The 24833-nt window shown below is 67.1% G+C and carries 19 protein-coding genes; 8 read left to right on the top strand and 11 right to left on the bottom strand.

The features are described from left to right. Positions 1-636: 636 nt before the first annotated feature. Genes lpdA through WS69_RS28065 form a run of 4 tightly spaced genes read right to left on the bottom strand, consistent with a single transcriptional unit; the run spans position 637 to position 5835 of the window. Complete coding sequence (gene lpdA, locus WS69_RS28080; protein ID WP_059473908.1) at positions 637-2037, bottom strand: dihydrolipoyl dehydrogenase; 1401 nt, start codon at positions 2035-2037, stop codon at positions 637-639. Positions 2038-2041: 4 nt separating this feature from the next. Beyond that, complete coding sequence (locus WS69_RS28075) at positions 2042-3553, bottom strand: dihydrolipoamide acetyltransferase family protein (RefSeq protein WP_059473907.1); 1512 nt, start codon at positions 3551-3553, stop codon at positions 2042-2044. A gap of 1 nt (position 3554) precedes the next feature. Then, positions 3555-4598 (bottom strand): alpha-ketoacid dehydrogenase subunit beta, encoded by a 1044-nt coding sequence (locus tag WS69_RS28070; RefSeq protein WP_059473906.1) that lies wholly within the window; start codon positions 4596-4598, stop codon positions 3555-3557. Between the two features lie 4 nt (positions 4599-4602). Continuing rightward, positions 4603-5835: a 3-methyl-2-oxobutanoate dehydrogenase (2-methylpropanoyl-transferring) subunit alpha gene (locus WS69_RS28065; protein WP_059473905.1), complete on the bottom strand. Its 1233-nt coding sequence runs from the start codon at positions 5833-5835 to the stop codon at positions 4603-4605. 715 nt (positions 5836-6550) lie between these two features. On the opposite strand from WS69_RS28065, the gene WS69_RS28060 reads away from it, so the two are divergent. The 3 genes from WS69_RS28060 (at position 6551) to WS69_RS28050 (ending at position 9117) form a co-directional block, all read left to right on the top strand. Continuing rightward, positions 6551-7615 (top strand): DUF6670 family protein, encoded by a 1065-nt coding sequence (locus tag WS69_RS28060; RefSeq protein ID WP_226382898.1) that lies wholly within the window; start codon positions 6551-6553, stop codon positions 7613-7615. 130 nt (positions 7616-7745) lie between these two features. Continuing rightward, positions 7746-8354, top strand: a complete 609-nt coding sequence (locus tag WS69_RS28055; RefSeq protein WP_059473903.1) for a hypothetical protein — start codon at positions 7746-7748, stop codon at positions 8352-8354. Between the two features lie 322 nt (positions 8355-8676). Further along, positions 8677-9117, top strand: coding sequence for an SRPBCC family protein (locus tag WS69_RS28050; protein WP_059473902.1), 441 nt, complete (start codon positions 8677-8679; stop codon positions 9115-9117). A 112-nt stretch (positions 9118-9229) separates the two neighbouring features. Here WS69_RS28050 and WS69_RS28045 read toward each other — a convergent pair whose 3' ends face one another. Continuing rightward, on the bottom strand, positions 9230-10357 hold the full coding sequence (locus tag WS69_RS28045) for a sterol desaturase/SRPBCC family protein (protein ID WP_059473901.1): 1128 nt from the start codon (positions 10355-10357) through the stop codon (positions 9230-9232). A 276-nt stretch (positions 10358-10633) separates the two neighbouring features. Here WS69_RS28045 and bsrA point away from each other — a divergent pair, with 276 nt between their 5' ends. Further along, on the top strand, positions 10634-11569 hold the full coding sequence (gene bsrA, locus WS69_RS28040) for a LysR family transcriptional regulator BsrA (protein ID WP_059473900.1): 936 nt from the start codon (positions 10634-10636) through the stop codon (positions 11567-11569). 38 nt (positions 11570-11607) lie between these two features. On the opposite strand, the gene WS69_RS28035 is transcribed toward bsrA, so the two are convergent. Further along, complete coding sequence (locus tag WS69_RS28035) at positions 11608-11820, bottom strand: DUF2834 domain-containing protein (protein ID WP_231747244.1); 213 nt, start codon at positions 11818-11820, stop codon at positions 11608-11610. 499 nt (positions 11821-12319) lie between these two features. Between WS69_RS28035 and WS69_RS28030 the strand changes: the two genes are divergently transcribed. Continuing rightward, a complete protein-coding gene (locus WS69_RS28030) occupies positions 12320-13975 on the top strand; it encodes a GMC oxidoreductase (RefSeq protein ID WP_059473921.1) in 1656 nt (551 codons plus the stop codon). A 79-nt stretch (positions 13976-14054) separates the two neighbouring features. On the opposite strand, the gene WS69_RS28025 is transcribed toward WS69_RS28030, so the two are convergent. From WS69_RS28025 to WS69_RS33870, 3 genes are all read right to left on the bottom strand, one after another. Next, complete coding sequence (locus WS69_RS28025; RefSeq protein WP_059473899.1) at positions 14055-16328, bottom strand: FAD-dependent oxidoreductase; 2274 nt, start codon at positions 16326-16328, stop codon at positions 14055-14057. A 60-nt stretch (positions 16329-16388) separates the two neighbouring features. Then, the gene (locus tag WS69_RS28020; RefSeq protein WP_059473898.1) at positions 16389-16784 is read right to left on the bottom strand and encodes a TraR/DksA family transcriptional regulator; all 396 of its coding nucleotides are present in this window, start codon (positions 16782-16784) and stop codon (positions 16389-16391) included. A gap of 273 nt (positions 16785-17057) precedes the next feature. Then, positions 17058-17501, bottom strand: coding sequence for a hypothetical protein (locus WS69_RS33870; RefSeq protein ID WP_156438442.1), 444 nt, complete (start codon positions 17499-17501; stop codon positions 17058-17060). A gap of 190 nt (positions 17502-17691) precedes the next feature. On the opposite strand from WS69_RS33870, the gene phaZ reads away from it, so the two are divergent. The 3 genes from phaZ to WS69_RS28000 all read left to right on the top strand — a co-directional run bounded on the left by phaZ (position 17692) and on the right by WS69_RS28000 (position 22989). Continuing rightward, entirely contained in the window at positions 17692-18927 is a 1236-nt protein-coding gene (gene phaZ, locus WS69_RS28010; protein WP_059473896.1) for a polyhydroxyalkanoate depolymerase, read from the top strand. A gap of 30 nt (positions 18928-18957) precedes the next feature. Continuing rightward, a complete protein-coding gene (locus WS69_RS28005; RefSeq protein ID WP_059473920.1) occupies positions 18958-20793 on the top strand; it encodes a ribonucleotide reductase N-terminal alpha domain-containing protein in 1836 nt (611 codons plus the stop codon). Positions 20794-21279: 486 nt separating this feature from the next. Beyond that, the gene (locus WS69_RS28000; RefSeq protein WP_059473895.1) at positions 21280-22989 is read left to right on the top strand and encodes a bifunctional aminoglycoside phosphotransferase/ATP-binding protein; all 1710 of its coding nucleotides are present in this window, start codon (positions 21280-21282) and stop codon (positions 22987-22989) included. A gap of 198 nt (positions 22990-23187) precedes the next feature. Here the strand turns inward: WS69_RS28000 and WS69_RS32605 are convergent, their stop codons facing one another. Further along, positions 23188-23490, bottom strand: coding sequence for a hypothetical protein (locus tag WS69_RS32605; protein WP_231747245.1), 303 nt, complete (start codon positions 23488-23490; stop codon positions 23188-23190). Positions 23491-23678: 188 nt separating this feature from the next. Further along, positions 23679-24683, bottom strand: coding sequence for a lipid II-degrading bacteriocin (locus WS69_RS32600; protein ID WP_231747243.1), 1005 nt, complete (start codon positions 24681-24683; stop codon positions 23679-23681). Between the last annotated feature and the right edge of the window lie 150 nt (positions 24684-24833).

Genomic DNA, 24833 nt, shown 5'->3' with positions numbered 1-24833 from the left:
GGGGTAGGAAGGCGATGGCGGTTTGGCCCGACGACCGGAAAGCGCACGACGACCGGGCGGCTCACGGCGACAGGTCAAATTGCGAACGGTGACGTGAACGCGCCGTGCGGAGTCGGGGAAGAAAAGAATTGCTCCTGCATCACGGCCACCGGCGGCCATCGGTGGTGATCAGTCGCGCGGCAGCGGCACTGCCGTCGTCAAGCGGAGTCGAGCAAGGAAAAAAGGGAGGGCGCGCCCGCGCGATGCGCGGACGAGTCGAACGCCGGCGTGCGCGGTGAGGCCTCGTTATCTGGGCTGGAACCGGTACGCCGGCACGGCGCACCGAAGGCGAAAACGCGCGCGAAGCGCGCGGCAGCGGCTGCGTTCGCTCAAGCGGCAAGCCGCCGGCGCGAGGCACGACGCCGCGCACCGGCGGCGCGCGCCGGAATGGCGAACGAAACGCGTCGGCCGGCGCAGCCCGCGACGCGCGAACGCGTCCGGCACATCGCCGTACCGCTTAGTTTTCGTCGTAGTGGATGTTGAAGATCGCCATTCGCCCTCGCTCGCCTCTGTGCCTGATGGCCGGGATCGCGACGCGTCCCGGCGTCGTTGATGTCGAATGCGATCGCGCGTCACGCGCGATCGCGAATGCGTGCTTCAGATGTGCAACGCGTGGCCGAGCGCGCGCAGCGCGGCTTCCATCACCGCTTCTCCGAGCGTCGGGTGCGCGTGAATCGTACCACCGACGTCCTCGAGGCGTGCGCCCATTTCGATCGATTGCGAAAACGCGGCGGCGAGCTCGGACACGCCGACGCCGACCGCCTGCCAGCCGACGATCAGGTGATCGTCGCGGCGCGCGACGACGCGCACGAATCCTTCCGCGCCCTCGAGCGTCAGCGCGCGGCCGTTCGCGGCGAACGGAAACGATGCGCTCAGGCAATCGCCGGGCTCGCGTTCGGCCTCATCGGGCGCGAGCCCGACCGACACGACCTCGGGATCGGTGAAGCAGATCGCCGGGATCACGGCCGGCGTGAAACGGCGCCGCTTGCCGGCGACCAGCTCCGCGACCACCTCGCCTTGCGCCATCGCGCGATGCGCGAGCATCGGCTCGCCCGTCAGGTCGCCGATCGCCCACACGTTGCGCATCGACGTGCGGCACATGTCGTCGATCTTCAGCGCGGCGCCCGCGCGGTCGAGCAGCAGCGTCTCGAGCCCCCAGCCTTGCGTGCGCGGACGGCGGCCGACCGTCACGAGCACCTGGTCGGCGGCGAGCTCGGTTTCCTTGTGCGCATCGTCCTGCACGCGCACCGCGTCGCCGCGCGCGCTCAGCCCGAGCACCTTGTGGCCGAGATGCACGCGCACGCCGAGGCGCTTGAGCGACGCCGCGACGGGCTTCGTCAGCTCGGCGTCGTAGATCGGCAGGATGCGCTCGCGCGCCTCGACGACGGTCACGTCGACGCCGAGCTTCCGGTACGCAATGCCGAGCTCGAGGCCGATGTAGCCCGCCCCGACGACGACGAGCCGCTTCGGCAGCGTGCGCGGCGACAATGCCTCGGTCGACGAGATCACGTTGCCGCCGAACGGCATCGCCGGCAGCTCGACGGGCTCGGAGCCCGCCGCGAGCAGCAGATGCTCGCACCGGATCCGCACGCGCGCGCCGTCGCCCGTGTCGACGTCGACGGTTTTGCCGTCGACGATCCGCGCATCGCCGTGCACGGCTTCGACGCCGTTCTTCTTCAGCAGCGCGCCGACGCCGCCCGTCAGCTTCCCGACGATGCCGTCCTTCCACGCGACGGTGCGCGCGATGTCGATCGCGGGCGCCTCCGTGCGGATGCCGAGCGGCGAATCGCCGGCGAAGCCGCGCACTTTGTCGAATTCGTCCGCCGCGTGGATCAGCGCCTTCGACGGGATGCAACCGATGTTCAGGCAGGCGCCGCCCAGCCTGTCGCGCTCGACGAGCATCGTGCGCACGCCGAGCTGCCCCGCGCGAATCGCGGCGACGTAGCCGCCCGGCCCGCCGCCGATCACGAGCAGGGTCGTTGTCTTGTGGTCGCTCATCGGCTCATTCCACGAAAAGAAGGGCGGGTTGCTCGAGCAGCGCGCGCACGGCCTGAATGAACTCGGCCGCGTCCATGCCGTCGATCACGCGATGGTCGAACGACGACGACAGGTTCATCAGCTTGCGCGCTGCGACCGCGCCGTCGCGAAACATCGGCCGCTCGACGATCCGGTTTACGCCGACGATGCCGACTTCGGGCGAATTGATGACGGGCGTCGATGCGATTCCGCCCAGCGCGCCCAGGCTCGTGATCGTGATCGTCGAGCCCGACAGCTCGTCGCGCTCCGCGCGGCCCGCGCGCACCGCGTCCGCAAGCCGCGCGATCTCGGCCGCGATCGCCCACGGATCGCGCGCCTCCGCGTGGCGCACGACGGGCACCATCAAGCCCGCCTTGCTCTGCGTCGCGATGCCGAGATGCACCGCGCCGTGACGCGTGACGACGCCGGCTTCGTCGTCGTAGCGCGCGTTGATCTGCGGGAAGTTGCGCAGCGCGATCACCATCGCGCGCGCGAGGAACGGCAGCACCGTCAGGCGGCCGCGCGCTTCGCCGTACTTGCGGTTCAGCTCGGCGCGCAACGCTTCGAGCTCGGTGACGTCGATCTCCTCGACGTAGCTGAAATGCGGAATGCGGCGCTTCGCATCCTGCATCCGCTGCGCGATCTTGCGGCGCAGCCCGATCACGGGCACCGCTTCCTCGTCGTGCCGCTCGACGTACGCCGCGTGGCCGCCGCGCGCGCCCGGCGCGACGATGCCGCGGCCTTGCAGGTATGCATCGAGATCCTCGTGCAGGATGCGGCCCGCTTCGCCCGTGCCGTGCACGTAGCGCAGCTCGATGCCGAGATCCCACGCGCGCTTGCGCACCGCGGGCGACGCGAGCGGGCGCTCGCCCGGCCGGCGCGCGGGCGGCGGCGAGGCTTGCTCGCGGGCGGCGTGCCGTGTATCGGCGGCGGCGGACGTCGCCGGCGTCGCGGCGCGCGAAGCGGCGCGATCGTCGCGTTCCGTACGTTCGTCGCGTTCCGTACGTTCGTCGCGTTCCGTACGTTCGTCACGTTCCGTACGTTCGTCACGTTCCGTACGTTCGTCACGTTCCATACGTTCGGCGCGATCGTCGTTCGCATCCGATGCCTCGCGCGAGGCGGCGCGCGCCGATTGCGCGCCGGCGTTCGCATGCGCGTGCGCCGCCTCGGCGACGCGCTCCGGCTGTGCGCTCGCCGCGTCGCGCGCGTCACCGTTCGCAGCATTGCCGCAGCGATCGCCCCCGTGATTGCCGTCGCCTTCGATCTCGAGCCGCACGAGCTCGCTGCCGACCGCGAGGACATCGCCTTCCTTGCCGCCGAGCGCGACGACGACGCCCGTGACGGGCGACGGAATCTCGACCGACGCCTTGTCGGTCATCACGTCGGCGATCGCCTGGTCTTCCTTCACGCGATCGCCGATCTTCACGTGCCACAGCCCGAGCTCGACTTCCGCGATGCCTTCGCCGATATCCGGCATCTTGATGACGTGGATGCCCATGTCAATTCTCCATCACGCGCCGCAGCGCGTCGCCGACCCGGTTCGGGCCCGGGAAATACGCCCATTCCTGCGCATGCGGATAGGGCGTGTCCCAGCCCGTCACGCGCTCGACGGGCGCTTCGAGCCAATGGAAGCAGTGCTCCTGCACGAGCGAGATCAGCTCCGCGCCGAAGCCGCAGGTGCGCGTCGCTTCGTGCACGACGACGCAGCGCCCCGTCTTGCGCACCGATTCGACGATCGCGTCGAGATCGAGCGGCCACAGGCTGCGCAGGTCGATCACTTCGGCGTCGATGCCGGTCTCGTCGGCGGCGGCGATCGACACGTGCACGGTCGTCCCGTAGGTCAGCACCGTCACGTCGCCGCCCGGACGCACGATCGCCGCCGATTCGAGCGGCACCGTGTAATAGCCGTCGGGCACGAGGCTCGCCGGATGCTTGCTCCACGGCGTCACGGGCCGTTCGTGATGGCCGTCGAACGGGCCGTTGTAGAGCCGCTTCGGCTCGAGGAAGATCACCGGATCGTCGTTCTCGATCGCCGCGATCAAGAGGCCCTTCGCGTCGTACGGATTCGACGGCATCACGGTGCGCAGCCCGCACACCTGCGTGAACATCGCCTCGGGGCTCTGGCTGTGCGTCTGGCCGCCGTAGATGCCGCCGCCGCACGGCATGCGGATCGTCAACGGCGCGATGAACTCGGCCGCCGACCGGTAGCGCAGCCGCGCCGCCTCCGACACGATCTGGTCGGACGCCGGATAGAAGTAGTCGGCGAACTGGATCTCGCAGACGGGCCGCAGCCCGTACGCGCCCATCCCGACCGCCGCGCCGACGATCCCGCCTTCGTTGATCGGCGCGTCGAACACGCGCGACTTCCCGTACTTCGTCTGCAGGCCCTCGGTGCAGCGGAACACGCCGCCGAAATAGCCGACGTCCTGTCCGAACACCACCACGTTGCCGTCGCGCTCGAGCATCACGTCCATTGCCGAGCGCAAAGCCTGGATCATGGTCATCGGCGAAGCCGCCGGACCGTCTTTGCTTGCTGTCGTCATCGCTTCATACCCCGAGCTGTTGGCGCTGCCGGCGCAAGTGCTCCGGCATCTCCTTGTAGACGTCCTCGAAAATACTCGCGACGTTCGGCACGCGCTCGTCGGCGAGCGTGCCGTAGCGCTCTGCTTCCTTCTGCGCGGCGAGCACTTCCGCTTCGAACGCCGCCTTCGTGTCTTCGTGCTCCTGCTCGGACCACACGCCGATGCCGATCATGTGGCGCTTCAGGCGATCGAGCGGATCGCCGAGCGGGAAGTACGTCCAGTCGTCGCCGGGGCGGTATTTGGAGGGATCATCGGACGTCGAGTGCGGGCCCGCGCGATACGTGACCCACTCGATCAGCGTCGGCCCGAGATTGCGGCGCGCGCGCTCGGCCGCCCAGCGGGACGCGGCGTACACCGCGAGGAAGTCGTTGCCGTCGACGCGCAGCGAAGCGATTCCGCAGCCGACGCCGCGTCCCGCGAACGTCGCGCCTTCGCCGCCCGCGATCGCCTGGAACGTCGAGATCGCCCATTGGTTGTTGACGACATTGAGGATCACGGGCGCGCGGTACACGTGCGCGAACGTGAGCGCGGTGTGGAAATCGGCTTCGGCCGTCGCGCCGTCGCCGATCCACGCGGACGCGATCCGCGTGTCGCCCTTGATCGCCGACGCCATCGCCCAGCCGACCGCCTGGATGAACTGCGTCGCGAGATTGCCCGAGATCGAGAAGAATCCGGCTTCGCGCGTCGAATACATCACCGGCAGCTGGCGGCCCTTCAGCGGATCGCGCTCGTTCGACATCAGCTGGCACATCATGTCGACGAGCGGATAGTCGCGCACCATCAGGATGCCTTGCTGACGATAGGTCGGGAAGCACATGTCGCCGCGCTCGAGCGCGAGCGTGTGCGCGACCGCGATCGCTTCCTCGCCGAGGCATTGCATGTAGAACGAGATCTTCTTCTGGCGCTGCGCGATCTGCATGCGCGCGTCGAAGACGCGCGTCTTCAGCATCGCGCGGATGCCGTTGCGCAGGATGTCGGGATCGAGACCGGGCGCCCATGGCCCGACGGCTCGTCCGTCGTCGTCGAGCACGCGGACGAGGCCATAGGCCAGGTCGCTCGTGTCGGCGGGGGCGACATCGATGGGGGGTTTGCGCACCTTGCCGGGTGGCGATAGGTGCAAATAGGAAAAATCGGTCTTGCATCCCGGACGCCCGGTAGGCTCCGGCACATGCAATCGCAATGGCCCGTACTGGCTCATTCAATTGTCTCCACGTTTGATTTTGTCGCACGCTTCGCCGCAGAGCGTAACAAAGTTATCGCGCGTGGTGAAAGCCTCTTCGGACTCGGAGTCGCCCCGATTTTCAAACGGACGGCGGAATGTTATGACACCTTTCAGCACGCTCGTTCGCATGACGTCGATCGAGGAAATCGCATGCTGCGGATGCGATTTCGCGCTGTGTCGCACCGCTCATGCTGCCGGCGCGCTCGCGTGGTTTTCTTTTGTGCGTCGCGCAAGCACGGCTGGATCGAAACGCATTCGACGCCGCCGCGCATTCGCCCATCGATAATCGACGGGTTCGCGCCCGCGATCCCCCCACTCGCGTCACGAGTTATTTGCGCTCGCCCGATCGGCCATCACGCATCGCGACTCGAATATGGCTTATCACCATTATCAATTTCCACAGTTGCGCGTTTCGTCCTAGACTCCCCAGAACGTTACATCGATCGATGTCAATACCGATCGCGCAAGCACTGCTTCATACGTCGCGCGTCGCGCGTCGATCGCGCACGCGGCACGGCATCGCGATATTCCAATTCATCAACGACACGGAAACCGCCCGAGCACGCGATACCGTTCGCATCCCGAATCGCCCCGGCTTCCCGCCTCGCCCCTCGACCTCGCTCTCGCCATGAACTCAGTCATCGCCCCCGGAAACGTTCCGTCCAACTCCGCCGCGCGCACCAGCCGGCTCATGTCCGCGCTCGCGCGGATCGTCGTCGCCGCGCTACTGCCGAAAATCGATCGCGCGGCCGACGCGTCGACGCGTCCGTTCGGCGCACCGGACATGCTCGTGCCGCACGTGCGCGAGAAGCGCTACGGGCTCACGCATTACGGCATCTTCTTTCCGAACCTGCCGGAGCCGCACCGGTACTGCAATGTGATGACGCTGCTCGGCGCGACGGGCAGCCTCGCGTTCGACAACGACTACCTGGTCGACGGCGATCCGCGCGATGTCGCGACGGTCCTGTCGTCGACGGCGGCGGACGACGCGCATCACTATCGCGCGTATTCGATCGGCCGCGAATGTGTCGTGCAGCGCGCGGACACGGTCGTCGCGTTCGGCGACGACCTGACGATCGCGGGCGCGTACCCGCGCTACACGGTGAAAGCCGACTATGCGCACTTCGGCATGGACGTCGCGATCGACTGCACCGACATCGTCTCGTGGTTCGTCCACAACGTCGCATACGACCATCTGAGCCTGCTCGCGAAGTGCTCGGGGACAATCCGCCACGGCGATCGCACGACGCCGATCGACACGCTGTGCACGTTCGAATACGCGCGGATGACGACACCTCAAGCGTGGTTCGCGCAGCCGCTGAGCGAGCGCTGGAAGCTGCCGCTCGATTTCTTCACGTACCAGATCGTCAATCTCGACGACGGCGTCCAGTTGCTGCTGACCGAAGTCCGCGTGCTCGGCGAACAGGCGTTCAAGGGCATTCACCTGCGCGCGCTCGACGGCACGGCCGAGATTCACGAGCGCGGTGTCGCGTTCGTCATTGACGCGTATCGGCAGGAACTCGCGACGTCGCCGGACGGCAAGCGCATGCGGCTGCCGCATCGTCTGTCGTGGACCGCGCGCGACGACGCCGGCCGGCCGTGGCTCGATCTGTGCGGCACGATCGACAGTCCGTGGCGCTTCGGCCACGGGCGCGGCTACGTCGCCAGCTATCGCTTCGAAGGCAGCGTCAAAGGCCGCGCGCACAGCGGGCGCGGGTACATCGAATACGTCGACTGCGAAGTGTCGTACGACTGATGCGCCGTCTCGCATCGACCGCGCCGAGCTTGCGATTGTGCTTGCGCTCGCGAGTGCGCGTTCGAACCGGATCGTACGCCGCTCGGCATCAGCGGCGGCGTTTCAGCCTCACCAACAGGGAGAAAAAAACATGGAGACTTCAGTCATTCGGCAACCGGCCGCGCAATCATCGGTCGCGCAGCGCATCATCATCGGCGCATTGATCGCAGGCCTCGGAATCTTCAGCGTCGGCGATCACTTCTATCACGTGCGGAACGGCATCCTCTGGTACAACTGGGCGCCGCGGCTCGACGGTCAATCGCTGATCGTGTGGCCAATCTTCGTCGCAGGCAGCGCTGCGATCCTCGCTGCGACGCATCCGTTGACGAGCGGCACGACGCCGCCGCCGCTGCCGAAGCTCGTGTCGCTCGTCACCGTCACGCACCTCGTTTATGGAGCGACCGGGCTGTTCGGCAACACGCATCCGTTCATGCTGTCGATCACGCTCGTCGCGCTCTGGATCGTGCGGATCGCCACCACGACCGACTATCGGATGCGGATCGCCGTGCTGTCCGTCATCGTCGCCGCGACCGGGCCGCTGGCCGAAGGACTCGTGTCATGGCTCGGCCTGTTCGACTACAAGCTGCAGCAATTCGCACGCGTGCCGTACTGGCTGTTCGCCGCGTATCTGCACGCCGGTCCGCTCGCGTTCACGTTCGGCCGATGGGTCCGGAACGGGCGCCTCGGCGGCGCTGCGTGAACGCCGCGTCGGCACCGCCGCCGATGCGGTTCGCTGCGCCATGCGGCTCCCGGCTTCGGATTCGATCTCTCACGCCGCGACATTCGCATGCGCGGGTTTCCGAGGCCGCACGAACGCACGCGCGCGCCGCCCCGCGATACGGCCCCGCGCCGACACACGCAATCGCCCCGATTGACGCTGCCATTGATCAATGTCATCGTCATCACGTGCGCGACGAGACCGGCACTCGTGGTGCGCCGCAGCATCGACCGACACCCGTCAGAACGTTGCGCAGCACGGCCGCATGCCGGCCGCCCCTCCATCCTCGACACGCGACATCCACATGAAACAGCAACGCATAGAAATCGCCGAAGAGTTCGACGCTCCGGTTCAGCAGGTTTTCCGCTTCTTCAGCGAGCACGAGAATCTCGCGTCGATCTTCTCGCCCGCCAAGATCCGCCGGATCAGCGACGGCAAGCCGGCGCGCAACGGCGTCGGCTCCGCGCGCGAGATGCGCGTGCCCGGCGCGCCGTCGTTCGTCGAGACGGTGACCGCTTATCAGGAAAACGAACTGATCGAATACCGGATCACGCGCGGCAGCCCGCTGCGCGACCATCTCGGCGTGATGCGTTTTCATCCGATCGACGAGCGCCGCACGTACTTTCATTACGTGATCACGTTCGAAGGCAAGGTGCCGCTCGTCGCGCCGATCGTCCGGCATGTGCTCGAAGGCAGCATTCGACGTGGCATCGGGAAGGCGCTGAGGCGGCAGTCCTGGGCGTGATCGCGCGACGGGCGTCGGCGTGCGCGGCGCATTGGGCGCGCACGACGCGCACGGCGGCGTGCCGATGCGCGACGCGCCGATGAAAATCCGCGAACGAACGGGCGCGGCGCGCTCAACGTCGGGCGTCGCACGCGTCTTCGTCTTCGAGCCGCCGCTTCAGGAGCGTCAGCGACTGCGCGGACTCGCATTCGACACGCTTGCGCATCACGAGCGCGTTCGCGAGCCGCAGCAGCGGATTCGGCGAGTGATATTGCAGCGTGCGAATGAAGCGCGCGCCCTGCGCGCCGTCGCGGCATTCGTAGGTCAGCAGGATGCGAAGATTGCCTTTCGCGTTGACGGCGCGCGCCTGCCAGATCGCGCCGGCCTCGTCGCGCAGGACGTCCCAGCGCAGATGGTCGACGCGCCCCGCGGCGCGCACGTCCTCTTCGAAGCGGCTGCCGGCCGCGAGCGGGCCCGCCGGGCCGTCGACGCGCAGCGACGACGGATGCCATTCCGGCCAGCACGCCGCGCTGCTCGCATAGGCGAGCACGTCGGCGGAGCGGCGTGCAATGTCGATCTCGTGCCGCATGAACGTCGAGCATTCGGCCTGCGGCTCTGCGTTCCAGCGCAACGTGCCGTGCAGCCAATCCATCAACGGCAGGATGACGTCGAAGTTGCATGTCCGCATCAGCTCGTTGCGATGGTGGATCCGGTGCAGCGTGCGCATCTGCCGAATCCATGGCCACGTCGCGAGCGGATGCGTATCGGGCAGATGCTCGCACGCGTGAAGAAATTCGTAGAGCAGATAACCGCCGAGCATCGTGCTCGCGAACAGACCCGCAACGTTTGCATCGATGCGGCTCGATACCGCATGCACGGCGAACAGGCCGACACTGAACACGACGATCAGCCAGGCCGGGAACAGGATCACGCGCCAGTCGCGCGCGTCGCGGTACGTCATCCGCTCGCTCGAGAAGAAGCTGTGGTGATCGCCCGTGTGACGCCGATAGAACATCGCGCCGAAGCGGCGCTTGAAGTGACCGACGTGTCGATGAACCGTGAATTCGAGCCAGTTGAACAGCAGGAACGTGAACGGCACCGTCGCCCATTGAAACGCGCTCACGTGCGCGACGTCCTTCAGAAAGAACGCGATCGCCGCGATCCCGTATGCGAGCACGAAACCGCCGTGCAGCCATGCGTTGTAGCGCGGGTGAACGTTCGCGCGGTAATGCGCGCGGAACGCATTCACGTCCTGGGTCATCGCGGTCTCCTGTCGTCCGGCGCGCGCGGCGCGTCCGAAGCGCGCCGGCTCGACCGCAGATTAGAGTAGCCTCGGCGATTTCTCCAATGGAGAATCGTGATTTGATTTATTCATCAATCTGATTTCGATCATGCGCCGCGCCGATATGTCGAACGATGCATTCGATTGCGAACGGAGATCGCCCGCGCCGACGCGACGGCGCACGATGCGCCCGCGCCGCCGCACGTCCGGCGAGCGTTCCTGCCTCGGCGCGCGCACATTCCGGAGCGCCGACGAATGATCCAGAATCTGCGACAACTGGACTTGAACCTGCTGCTCGTCTTCGACGCGCTGATGCAGGAGCAGAACCTGTCGCGCGCCGCGGTGCGGCTGCATATGAGCCAGCCGGCCGTCAGCAATGCGCTGACGCGGCTGCGCCAGCAGCTCGGCGAGCCGCTCTTCACGCGCACCGCGCGCGGGATGACGCCGACCGCGCAGGCGCGCGCGCTGTACGAACCGGTGCGCCAAGCGCTGTACCTGCTGCAGATCGGGCTCGGCCCGCAGACCGATTTCGAGCTCGACACGCATCATCTGTTCCGGCTGTCGATGAACGACTACGGACAAACCGTGCTGCTGCCCGATCTGCTCGCGCACATCAAGGCGCGCGCGCCGAACGTGATGCTGTCGGTGCAGAGCGACGATGCAGGCTCGATTCCCGCCCAGCTGACGACGGGCACGCTCGATCTCGCGGTCGACTATCTGCATTTCGACAATCCCGAGCTCTGCTACGAGCCGCTGCACGAGGAGCTGCTCGTCGTCATCGGGCGCGCCGGTCATCCGGCGTTCGCGGGCGGGCTCGCGCTGCGCGGCTATGAAGAGAGCGGCCACGTGTCGATCCAGCCGCGCGACCGGCGCGGCTCGCCGCTCGAGATCGTGCTCGGCTCCGCGCGCGTGCGCCGCGTCGTGCATTTGCAGGTGCCGCACTATCTGACGATTCCCGCGCTCGTCGCGAAATCGGACTTGCTCGGCACGATTCCGCGTCGGCTCGCGGAAAGCTTCGCCGACGTCTATGCGCTGCAGATCGCGCCGCTGCCGATCGACATTCCGCCGATACAGGTGAGCCTCATCTGGCATCGGCAACAGGATGCACAGCCCGGCCTTCGCTGGCTGCGCGAGCAGATCGCGCACACGCATCGCGCGATCATCGCGGCGGCCGACGGTGTAGCGGCGTGAGAAGCGCGTCTAGCGCCGGTGTTGGCGCACGTCTTGCGCTAGACGCGCTGCAACGCGGCGACGCCGTAGCCGATCGCGAACAGCGCGATCAGCACGAGGCCCGCGACGTCGCCGGCGCGCAGGCTGCGCGTCTCCGGCACGGGCCGGTTCGCGGCCGCGAGCGCGCGTTCCCGATGGATCAGGAACACCGGAAACGCGACGCTGATCGCGACCGCGATGCTCAGCACGATGTAGATCCACGCGCCGCGCATCGAGCACGAGCCACAGGAACAGCGCCGCGCCGAGCGGCAGATACTGCAGATTGTTGCTCCAGGTGCCGATCAGCGCGGCAAGCGCGATCAGGCCGTAAGCAGCGCAAGGCATTTTCCTCGAGATGGGCATGGCGGTCGTCGTCGTTCGTCTGGTAGTGGCTGATTCTGCGTCGTGCGGGAAAACTCGATCAATGCGGCTCGGCCGGCAAGTGCGCGATCGAACCGCTTCGACTCCGCTTGTTTGAATCTCAGCGCAAACGAACACGAATTCAATGCGATAAGGCCTGCGTCGTGTTTCGAATTGATACTCGACCGCAAGCGCTCGAAACTAGAGCGTTCAGCGCGGCTGACGAACATCGCGGGGGCGACGATGCGCGCGCGGTACGGCGCGCATTGTCGCTGCATCGCGCAAACGCGAAAACGCGAAAACAGGGAGACGAACCGCTCGCGCGCCGCCGCGCACGCCGGCCGGCTCGAACAATCAAAAAAGGTAAACCGAATGAAACAGCAGTCCTACGATTACGACTACGTCGTGGTCGGCTCCGGCTTCGGCGGCAGCGTGTCGGCGCTGCGCCTGTCCGAGAAAGGCTATCGCGTGCTCGTGATCGAGCAGGGCCGGCGCTGGACGCCCGACAGCCTGCCCGCGACCACGTGGAATCTGTCGCGCTGGCAATGGCGGCCCGCGCTCGGGTTGCGCGGCTTTTTCGGCATGCGCTTCTTCAAGCACGTCGTCGTGCTGAACGGCAATGCGGTCGGCGGCGGGTCGATCACCTACGCGAACACGCTGCTCGTGCCGCCCGACAAAGTGTGGCGCGAAGGAAGCTGGGCGGGCCTCGCGGATTGGGAGCGCGTGATGCCCGGGCACTACGCGACCGCGAAGCGGATGCTCGGCGTCGTCACGAACCGGCGAATGGACGCGGCCGATTTCCGGCTGAAGGAGATGGCGAAGCTGATCGGCGTCGAGAAGAGCTTTTATCCGACGGACGTCGGCGTGTTCTTCGGCGACGACGCCGACGCACCCGGTACGCGCTACGCCGATCCGTACTTCGGCGGCGAAGGCCCGGAACGCACGTCGTGCATCGGCTGCGGCGGCTGCATGGTCGGCTGCCGGCACGGCGCGAAGAACACGCTCGACCGCAATTATCTGTATCTCGCCGAGCGCCGCGGCGCGCAGGTGCGCGCGGAAACGAAGGTCGTCGACGTGCGCCCGCTCGACGCGCGCGCCGACGGCGCGGCGGGCTACGCGGTCGAAGCGATATCGCTCGCGGCCGGCGCGCGCGGCACGAAAAGCCGCGTCACGTGCCGCGGCGTCGTGTTCGCCGCTTCATCGCTCGGCACGCAGGATCTGCTGATGCGCCTGAAGGAGAAGCGCTCGCTGCCGCATCTGTCGGGCGCGCTCGGCGAGCGCGTGCGCACGAACGCCGAATCGCTGATCGGCGTGCGCTTCCCGAAATCGACCGTCGACCTGTCGAAGGGCGTCGCGATCGGCTCGGGCATCTACATCGACGAGCACACGCACATCGAAGCGACGCGCTATCCTTCGGGCTCCGACACGATGGGACTGCTGACGACCGTGCTCACGCGCGGCGCGCCCGCGGGGCTGCGCCCGCTCATGTGGCTCGGCGCGCTCGCGAAGCTGCTGGTGACGCGGCCGCTGACCGCGATACGGATGATCGATCCGCGCGGCTTCGCGCACGATACGATGATCTTCCTCTGCATGCAGACGCTCGAAGGACACCTGACGATGCGTCTGAAGCGCCGCTGGTTCTGGCCGTTCTCGAAGCAGCTCGCGACGGCCGGCGACAAGATCCCCGCGTACATCCCGGCCGCGAACGACTTCGCGGAGAAGGCCGCGCGCGCATTCGGCGGCGTGCCGATGACGTCGCTGACGGAGATCCTGCTGAACGTGCCGATGACCGCGCACTGCATGGGCGGCGCGGCGATGGCGCGCAGCCGGCGCGACGGCGTGTGCGACGGCCGCAGCCGCGTGTTCGGCTATCGCAACATGTACATCTGCGACGGTTCGATGCTCGGAGCGAATCTCGGCGTCAACCCGAGCCTCACGATCACCGCGCTCGCCGAACATGCGATGAGCCACGTGCCTGCCGCGAGCGCGCAGCGCTGGGACAGCATCGGGGAAGAGCTTGCCGCGTGAGTGCGGTGCGCGCGGCAAGCACGACGCGCGGCGTCGCGCAACGTGACGCCGCGCGATCCAACGCGGCGCGCGGCGCGCATCACGCGCCGCGTTGCTTGCGCCGATGATTCGCACGGCCGTTCGCGAGCGCGGCGAGCGCCGCGTCGTAGCCCTGCTTCTGCAACTGCGCGATCGCGTCCGACGAAAAATCGTAATCCTCGATGAACGACAACTGCCCGTCGCGATTCAACGTGATCCGAGCGATATCGAGCGCCGCGCGGTTGCCCATCAGCCGGATGTACAGCGGCTGCTGGCGGATCTCGTTCGCCGTCTGCTCGTCGACGTGCGCGAGAATGCCGTCGACGAGATCGCCGAAGTCGCTCGCGTATTCCTCGAAGCGCAGATCGTTGCGCACGCGGTCCATGTACGTGATTTCCTCGCGTCGCAGCATCACTTCGACAAGGTTCGTCGGCAGCGTCTTCGTGCCCGAGAACAGATCGATGATGAACACATGTCCGCCGATCTGCCCGCAGCGCTCGATCACGAGATCGAGCGGCGAATTGCTGATGACGCCGCCGTCCCAGTATGGCCGGCCGTCGACGACGGTCCATGGCATACCGGGCGGCAAGCTGCCGCTCGCGAGCAGATGCGCGGGGCTCAGGCGATCGACGTAGCTGTCGAAGATGCGCGGCTCGCCCGTCTCGACGTCGACCGCGCTGATCAGCAGACGCGTCGGGCTCGTGCCGAGCGAATCGAAATCGACGTAGCGCGTGACGAGCTTCTCGATCGGCGTCGCGTCGAAGAAGCTCGTCCATTTCGCACGCAGCCGATCGATGCCGAAACCGAACTGCGACCATTGCGGTTTCAGGAAATTCGGCACCCCGAACGACAGCACGTACGCGGACAGCCACGCCTGGTGCCACGGCGAGCCGTACAGCGACGGCAGCGCGATCGACAAGTCGCGCCAGAACGCCTCGAGCGCCTTGACCGCGCCCTTCGGATGGCTCGCGACGATCGCGCCGTTGAACGCGCCGATCGACACGGCCGAGATCACGTCGGGCCGCACGCCGTGCTGCTCGAGCGCCTTGACCGCGCCGCATTCGAACGCGCCGAGCGCGCCGCCGCCTTGCAGGATCAGCATCGTCTGCACCGGCAGCTTGTCGAGCGGAAAGTTCGGATCGCTCAATTTCGCCTTCTGCGCGGCGACGTTCACGCGCAGCCTGATCGCGTCGTTCAGCGCGGCGATCTCGGCGGCCGGCCGGTCGATCGTGAACGCGGCGCGCAGCACGTCGTCGGCGAGATAGAGAAGCGCGTACGAGCGATCGTCGAACGAGCCGCGCTCGATCGTCTCGGTCACGCCGGCCTGATAGCCGAGCAGGTTGTACGACAGCCCGAATACGCTGCCGTAGAAAATCGATACGTCGCGATACGGCAGCCGGTGGCCGAGCATGTTGCGCGCGACGATCTTGCCCTGCCGCATCGCGTTGTCCCAGTGCTCGATCCGCCGCCGCACGCCGAAGATCGGATCGTCGAAATGCGCGACGTCGCCGGCCGCGAACACGTTCGGATCGGTCGTCTGCAAGAACGCGTCGACTTCGACCCCGTCGCCGAGCGCGAGGCCGCTGCCTTCGAGCCAGCCGCAGTTCGGCGTCACGCCGACCGCCGCGACGAACAGATCGCACAGCCGCGTCTCACCGTCGCTTGTCTCGACCGCCTCGACGCGCTGCGCGCCGAGCACGCGGCGCACCTCGCGGCGCGTCAGCACGTCGATGCCGCGCGCCTTGCACAGCGCGTCGAAATGGCTCGCGAGCGCCGGCGCGCGCAGCGTCGGCATCAGTTCCGGTTCGTGCTCGACAAGCGTCACCTGCAAGCCGAGCGTCTGCAACGTCGCGGCGATCTCGACGCCGAGAAAGCCGCCGCCCAGCACTGTCGCGCGGCGTGCGTGCGCAGCCGCGTCCTTCAGCGTCTCCGCTTGCGCGATCGTGTGCAGCACGTGCACACCATCGAGCTCGACGCCGGGCAGCGCGGGCATCTTCGCGGTCGCGCCCGTCGCGATCAGCAGCTTGCGATAGCGAAACGCGGCGCCGTTCGACGCACGCACGATCCGTTTCGCGAGATCGAGACGCTCGGCGCGCGCGCCGAGCACGATATCGATGCACTGCGACGCATAGAACACCGCGTCGTGCAGCGTGATGGTCGCGGCCTGCTCGGCGCCGATCAGGAATTCCTGGCTGAGCGGCGGGCGCTGATACGGCAGGACGGGTTCGCCGCACAGGATCGCGATGCTCGCCGACGCGTCCTCGCCGCGCAGCAACCGCGCGGCGGTGACGCTTGCGATTCCGCCGCCGACGAGCAGATAGTCGACGTCACGCATCGACGCCTCCCGTCGTGGAGAAGCGCGCGGCGAGCGCGGCACGCGGCCGGACCGCGCCGCTCACAGCGACGACCTCGGCTGCGTCGCGAATTGCCGCTCGTGGGCGTGCTGGCATGACGCGCAGCGCAACGCGGTCGGGCGCGCGAGCAGACGCTCGTATTCGATCGGCTGCCCGCAGTCCGCGCAGGAGCCGTAGCTGCGCCGCGCGATCCGCTGCAGCGCGGCGTCGACGTCGCGCAACTCGGCGAGCTTCATGCCGATCAGCGCGTGGTCGACGTCGACGAACAGATCCGCGTTCGCCTCGTCGCCTTCGTCGGGCGCCTGGCCCGCGAGATTCGCGTACGGCTCGTCGGCGCGATGCTGCTCGCACGTGCGCACGTCCGCCTGCAGCGCCTGCTTGCACGCGTTCAACAGATCGCTCAGAACCTGGAGTTGATGCTCGTCGAACGCTGCCATCCCATCCTCCGATTTCTGCGTTTGCCGCATCGGGTCCACGCCGCCGTGGCGGTGGAGCGATGCGCGCTGCTTCGTTTGTTGCTTGCGTCGCGTGTGTTGCGTGTGTTGCGTGTGTTGCCTGTGTTGCCTGTGTTGCGCCCGGCAAGCGGTCGCGCCGACGCTCAGGCGACAGCGATCCGTTTCCGTTTTCACGCGATTCGCTACGACGCAACTCGGCCGCCGGCCGAATGTCGCGTAGCGTATGCCACGCCGGCCGGCCGCCGTTGACCTGAGTCAATCGGCGCGCGCCGCCGCAACGGTGCGGCGGTGCGGCGGTGCGGCGGTGCGGCGGTGCGGCGAAACGCCGAAACGCCGAAACGCCGAAACGCCGAAACGCCGAAGCATCACGATGCCACCACGCTCGGGCCGCCGCAACGTCTTGCGTCGGACGATTGCGCAACGACGCGTTTCGCCGTCGAGCGATTGCACCGCGCAACGCCGCGCCGCAACGGCGGCCGCGATCGCTCGGAACCGATGCGCGCCCCCGTCGTCACGATGTCGCCCCGGCGCCGCACGATCGACCGCCGCCCGCTTCCATTCGCCACCTGCTTGACGATCGTCAAAAGCACTGCAAATGCGGCTTTTAATCTGGCGATGAGGCGTCCGCCGGCCTATTCTGTCCCAATCCGATGCGCGATGGATGCGGCTTCGTTGCGCTGCAGCAAACGGATCGCGCATGGCCGCCGTCGACAGCAAGCTTCGCAGCGGCGCCCGCTTCAGTGCCTGGAGCGCCTGCCGACCGTCCGCCGTCCGCCGCCTGCCGCCGGCCCCGTGCGCTGGTCGGCCGCAGCCGCGCATCCCGCCTCTCGCGACTTGTGCGCGCCGCGACTTCGGCAACCCGTTCCCGCAACGCCGGTAAGGAGATTCGATGCTGTACGCGTGGCTTGAAGCGCAACGTGAATTCGTCCGGGCGTGTCAGCCGTGGACGGGCGCCGCGCAGCGCGCGGACGCGACCGCGCGCCCGGCCGGCTGGCCCACGTGGGGCCCGATGACGCGCGCGGCCGACGCGGTCCCCATGCCGCCGCCGTTCGCGATCGCGGCGGTCGTGATCGACGGCGCGGCCGTCGCGATCGACGAGCGCATCGTCGACGACACGCCGTTCTGCGCGCTGCGCAAGTTCGCGCGCCGGCTCGACGGCGACGCGGCCGCACGCCCCGCGGTCTTTCTATGCACGCCGCTCGCCGGGCACCACGCGGTGATGCTGCGCGAAACCGTCGAGACGCTGCTCGCGACGCGCGACGTCTACGTAACCGATTGGCGCAACGCACGCGACGTCCCGCCCGATGCCGGCGCATTCGGCCTCGACGACTACGTGCGCACGCTCGAGCGCTTCATCGCCGGCGCGAATGCGAACGGGCTGCACGTGATGGCGGTCTGTCAAGCGACGGTACCCGCGCTCGCGGCCGCTGCGCTGCTCGCCGCACGCGGCGTCCACGTCGCGAGCGTCGCGCTGCTGGGCGGCCCGATCGACACGCGCGCACACCCGACGCTCGTCGACCGCTTCGCGCTCGAACACGATCTCGACTGGTTCCGCCGCGCGGCGATCGACGTCGTGCCGCCGCCGTATGCGGGCGCCGGACGGCGCGTCTATCCCGGCTTCGTCCAGCACGCGGCGATCGTGGTCGCGCATCCGCAGCGGCGCGTCGCGCTCGAAAGCCGCTACTGGGCTGCGTGGATGACGGGCGACTTCGTCGGCGCTGCGCGCTGCCTGCGCGAGATGAACGAATACGGCGCGGTGCTCGACATGACCGAGCGCTATTTCCTCGACACGATCCGCGTGATCTTTCACGAGCGCCTGCTAGCGGACGGCCGCTGGTCGATCGGCCGCCGCCGCGTCGCGCCGCAACGGCTTACGCGCACCGCGCTCTGCACGATCGAAGGCGGCCGCGACGACATTTCCGGCGCCGGCCAGACGCATGCCGCGCATCAATTGTGCGACGCGCTGCCCGACGCTGCGCGCGAACGAATCACCGCGCCGGACTGCGATCACTACGACCTCTTCCTCGGCCCGCACTGGCGGCAATCGATCTACCCGGCGCTCGAGGCGTTCTGGACGCGCGCCGAAGCGCAGCACGCGAGACCTCCGCGCCGCACCGCGCTTTGAGCCGCCATGCGCGGCCCGCGCGCACGCCGCTTGCGGACGATCAAAAAACGGACGCGCATCGCTCGCCACGCCGATTCGTTCGTCCGCATGATCGGCAACATGGACGACCAACCGATCTGCGACGCCGTATTCGCCGACCGCTATGCACTACCGGACGAGACGTCACGCGCTCAGGCATGCGCGCGGGTCGCGCGCGCGCTCGCGCTCGTGGAACCGGTCGCGACGCGCTCGGGCGCTGCGCGGCGCTTCTACCGGAACCTGCTGAACGGCGCGCTCGGCGCGGGCCGCATCATGGCGCGCGCGGGCGCGGCGCAGGATCAGACGATGGCGAGCTGCTTTGTCCATCCGATCCGCGCGCCCGCCGCGCTTACGCGCTTTCATCCCAACCTCGACCACGCGATCGACGAAGCGCGCCTGACGCTCGCGATGGGCGGCGACGTCGGCTACGACTTCTCGGAGACCCCGCCCGCGCGTGCGCGGCCCGAAGCCGACCAGTCGGCATCGCCCGGCGTGTGCGCGGCGTTGGACCGGTTCGATCGCATCGGCGCGCAAGCGGGCGAGCGCGACGAACGCCGCCGCGCGCAGCTCGCGGTGCTGCGCTGCGACCATCCGGATCTGCTTGCATTCGTCGCCGCGAAGCGCGGGCGCGCGCGCTGGGAGACGCTCGAGCTCGCGGTGGCCGTCACCGATGCGTTCATGCAGGCGGTCGAGCAGGATCTGCCGTGGACGCTGCGGCATGCGGCGCCGCCGCACGACGCGGCGAGCGGCGCGCTGCCCGCGGCCGACGGCGCGTGGACGTATGCGACGACGCCCGCGCGCCATCTGTGGCGCGAGATCGTCGCCACGACACGCGACGGCGAAGGGCCCGGCCTCGTGTTCGCCGACTCGATCGACGCGGCCGACCCGCTGCGCGGCCGCGAGCGGATCGACGCGACGAGCCCGTGCGGCGCGCAGCCGCTGCCGCCGTACGGTAGCTGCATGCTAGGCGCGGTCGACCTGTCGCGGTTCGTGCGCAATCCGTTCGGCGCCGGCGGCGAGCCGCGCTTCGACTTCGCCGCGTTCGACGCGGCCGTGCGCATCGAAGTGCGCTTCCTCGACAACGCGCTCGACGTCACGCGCTGGCCACTCGCCGCGCACGCGCGCGAGTCGTATCAGAAGCGGCGGATCGGCGTCGGCGTGACGGGGCTCGCCGACATGCTCGCGATGATGCGGCTGCGCTACGACTCGCCGGCCGCGCGCGAGATGACGCGCTACATCGCGTCCGATCTGCGCAATCACGCGTATGCGGCGTCGGCCGAGCTCGCCGCCGAGCGCGGCGCGTTTCCGTTGTGCGACCGGCATGCGCATCTCGACGCGCTGCACGCGGGGCCGCCGCTGCCGCACGCGGTCTGCCACGCGATCGAGCGCGACGGGTTGCGCAACAGCCATCTGACGTCGTTCGCGCCCGCCGTCGGCGTGAGCCTCGCGTTCGGCGACAACTGCTCGCCCGGCATCGAGCCCGCGCGCGCGTGGATCGAGCACCGGACGGTGCGCGCAAGCCCTGGCGCGACAGGCGCGCCTGGGATGCGTGCGGAGAACCACGCGCATCGGCTGTTCCGGTCGCTGCGCGGCGAGCGTGTCGCGCTGCCCGACTATTTCGCGACCGACGCCGACATCGCGCCGAGCGACCGCCTCGCGATGCGCGCGGCGCTGCAGCCGTATGTCGACGCGGGGGTCGCGAATACGCTGACGCTCGCGGGTCATTACTCGCTCGAAGAGATCAATGCGCTGCTGTTCGGCGCGTGGCGCGCGAAGCTGAAGAGCGTCGCGATCCGGCGGGCGGATGTGGCGCGCGAGGCGGGGGGAAGCTGCGAAGAAGGCGCTTAGGGGCGGGGTCGCTTTGCGCTTGGAAGGTTGGGTGAAATGGCGCGTGGCGCGGTGAACGACTGGGTTGCGCGATCGGTCTTCGCGAATCGTCGGCGTAAATCGTCGGCGCGCCGCCGGCCGCCCGGCGAGTCCAAGCATGCGACCGCTCAAGCCGGGCGGCCGGCGAGCACGCTTTCACGCAAACAACGCCCTATCCCGTCCCGCATCGCCGGACTCATCGCACATCGCGCAACGAAGCCACGCAAGCGCCGTCCAACGTCGAGCGCCGCACGACAGACGCATGCCCGCCATGGTCGCCCCCGCCGACACAAGCCTCGAACGGCCGCCCCCACGCCCGCTTGCTTGACCCACGTCAAGCCGACGCCTGCCTCAATCGGGTCGAATGACAGCGGGCGCATCCGCGGCGCGGCGGCCTCGACGGCCGTCGGCAGCCGCACGGCCGACGGCGCCCGCATCCCGCGCGGCCACGATCCCCGGAGGTGACAGATGCGCCGTTCGCGCCCGTCGAAGCTCGCGAAATCCGCCGACGAATCGCGCGGCACGCGCCTCCTCGCGCGCGCTACCGCCATCCGCGGCAACGGCCCGCAGCGGCGCGCGGTGCGCGAGCGCGCGGCCCGCCGCCTGTCGCGCGAAGTCGACGCGACGCTGCGCCGCGCGTCGACGTATCCGCATCCGGCCGGTCGCATCGTGCGCATCGAAACGCACATCTCCGTCGTCTATCTCGTCGGACGTTTCGCATACAAGCGCCTGCAGCCGTTCGACTTCGGCTTCGCGAATTTCAGCGACCTCGCCGCGCGCCGCCGCGCGTGCGAAGCCGAACTCGCGCTGAACCGCCCGCTCGCCGCGCCGATCTATGTCGCGGTCCATCCGATCGTGCGGCGCGCGCGCGGCCTTCGCGTCGGCAGCGCGGGCGTCGCCGTCGATCATGTCGTCAAGATGCGCCGCTTCGACGAGCGGATGCTGTTCTCGCAACGGCTCGCGCACGGCGAACTCGGCGCGGCGGACATCGACGCCGCCGCGACGCGCCTCGCCGCGTACCACCTGCACGCGCCGCGCGACGTCCCGCGACACGCGTACGGCAGCGCACGCGAGCTACGCAAGCAGATCGACGACGTGTTCGCGCCGCTCGAACGCGCGCTCGGCGCGGCGTTGCCGGCGGCGCTGCGCGCGTGGTGCGGGCGGCGCTGCGACGAACTCGCCCCGCATCTCGACGCGCGGCGAGCCGACGGCTACGTCCGCGCGTGCCACGGCGACTTGCATCTGAACAACGTCGTGAAGCGCGGTCGCGACGCGCTGATGTTCGACTGCATCGATTTCGACGACGCGCTGCGCTGGATCGACGTGATCAACGATTTGTCGTTTCTGCTGATGGATCTGCGCGCACACGATCGCGCCGATCTCGCGCACCGGCTGCTGAACCGCTGGCTCGACGAGACGGGCGACTTCGCGGGTCTCGCCGCGCTGCCGCTGTATGTCGCGTATCGCGCGCTCGTGCGGACGCTCGTCGCGACGATGCGCGCGGGCAGCGACCATACGGCGCGCAACGCGCACCTCGAACGGGCGCGCACGTACATCGACGTCGCCGCGCACGCGGCTCGCGCGCGCCGCCCGTGCCTGCTGCTGTGCCACGGTTATTCGGGCTCGGGCAAGTCGGTCGCGAGCCGCGCGCTCGCCGACGTCTCGGGCGCGATCCGGCTGTCGAGCGACAGCGAGCGCAAGCGCGCGCGGCCGTTCACGGCGGTCGACGCGCGGCCGCTGCCCGCGAGCGCGTACACGCCGCAGCAGATCGACGCGCAATACGAACGCCTGCGCGCGCTCGCGCGCGACGTGCTGCGCGCCGGCTACACGGCGCTCGTCGATGCGACGTTTCTCGCCCGCGCGCGCCGCGCGAGCTTCGTCGCGCTCGCGCGGGAGCAGCAGGTGCCCGTCTTCATTCTCGATTTCCGCGCGAGCCGCGCGTGTCTCGAACGGCGCGTCGATGCGCGCGCCGCCGCGCAAAGCGATCGTTCCGACGCGGGCGCGGCTGTGCTCGCGACGCAGCTCGCGACGGCCGATCCGCTCGACGCCGACGAGCGCGCGCGCACGATCGGCTTCGATACCGATGTGCCGCTGGAGACGATTCGGTCGACCGGGTATTGGCGGGCGGTGCTCGACGTGCTCGATACGGCCTCAATTGATGCCGCGACAACGAGTTGATGTCGAAAAGGCCCTGCGTCGGAGACGCTCGCCACTATCGAATAAACCGCCTGGGTCTGATCAATTGCACTGCCGCGGCAGCCCATTTCACATTGGCAATGCGTCGTACTGGATCGTGCGATCTGACCAAGCGCGCCACAGCGATACAGCGCATTCGGCCGAATCGATCTAGTGCGATGCGGACGCTTGCCCAACAGCTCAGTCAAACGGGCCGACGTTGTCCACGATCCAACCTTTGCAGGTCATCTTGGCAACGTACCGGTGCCCGTTGACCCTGTATGGAACCCTCCATTTCGCGACATCGCTCAGATATGAAAAATCTTCATCGAAGTCAATTTTTGGATTCTTGTTATTTCGATATGCGAACTTCACGATTTTAGATTTAATCTCCTGTCGCGTCATATCGGGGCAAATTCCATCGCCTCCGTCATAGACTCTCACGTACATCATGGCAATCACCAACCCGACAATCGCCAGAACAAGAGTAACAGCGGAGCCCATCACCACCCCTGCCTTCCGAGATCGATTTAAATCCAATTAAATTTACCACTCATTAAAACAATTCACCCACCATAACATAATTCAAATATCACGCCACTACACACATCCAGTCAGCGATGCGTTCAATCGAGAGCATCTTTACAATTTTAAACAGAATACCCCCGATAGAATATGTCAACGCCCATTACCTATATCCCGGAAACATTTCCATTTACTATGTCCCGCATCCCAAGACTGGGCAACCCTCCCATGGACGGCCGGCGAACCACCCCGTGTTCATCCATGGCTTTAATGTTCCGACGAGCCCCCGAAACATTCAAAGGTTGAGACCCTTTAAAATAAATCATGAAATCTGCATGACCAGTTATTTCACCCATCTTTCTGACCAAGGTAGTCAACACCTCCTGTATATACGGCCTTGAGTTCGATGCATCAAAAGCGAATTTATCCGGATTCAACGTATACTCCCCGGCAAATGGAAAATCTCCATCAGCCGTCAAAACGAGCTGACCAACGACATGCCCGCTCACTCGACCAAGCGCGGAACCGACGATATATTCTTTATCGCTCAGCAGATTCGTACTGAACTCAGCATCGATGGGATAAGCACCAGGTCCCATGCCATCATTGACGATAATGGATCGAATGGGGCCAATCTCGTTGGCCCCGATGCCCAACCGTAAAGATTTGAGATCGACCACCCGGGGAGATCCGTTTCCGCGAATCCAATAATCATAGGCGGCGAGAGTAAAGAATGGTGTAGCGTAAAATTTGAATTCTGAAATAGGCGGCGCAGGCAGGTGGCTAAAATAATAATCACTGAACAAACCGAACGCTGTCGTCAAGCCACTCAGCTGTGTATTTGACAGTCCATACTGATCGGCACCGACGACACCCTGCCACCCATTGTTCGCCAACCATTGAGTAAAAATTCCATAGGTTGCAATTTGTGCCTTGACTAGATTATTACTCGCCAGCTCTATTCCATACGCAAATTCGGAGAGCACGTCGAGCGACTTTCCAGCTTCAGCTGCAGATAGAATTTTCCTGCCATTGACCAGATTGAATTTTCCGATTTGATATATTCCACCTCGTATATTGTCGAATCCAGTCGTCCAACTATATCCGCCCACTGGCCCTCCAACCGAAGGAATCGGCAGACTGGTTTCACGAGGCGCGGTAACGGAAATCATAGGGAGTTCGTCGGCTGGTCCATGTCCTCTCGTCTGCGCCCAGCTCCAAACCGAAGGCAGCAGCATCGCCGCCGGGAATGCAATTGAAGTGCGTATTAGCGACCTTCTCTTTCTGGAAACTTGCATCACGCGATTCTGAATGCTAGAATT

This window comes from Burkholderia sp. BDU5, assembly GCF_001522845.1.
Lineage (GTDB): Bacteria > Pseudomonadota > Gammaproteobacteria > Burkholderiales > Burkholderiaceae > Burkholderia > Burkholderia mayonis.
This window is presented reverse-complemented; position numbering and strand designations above follow the sequence as displayed.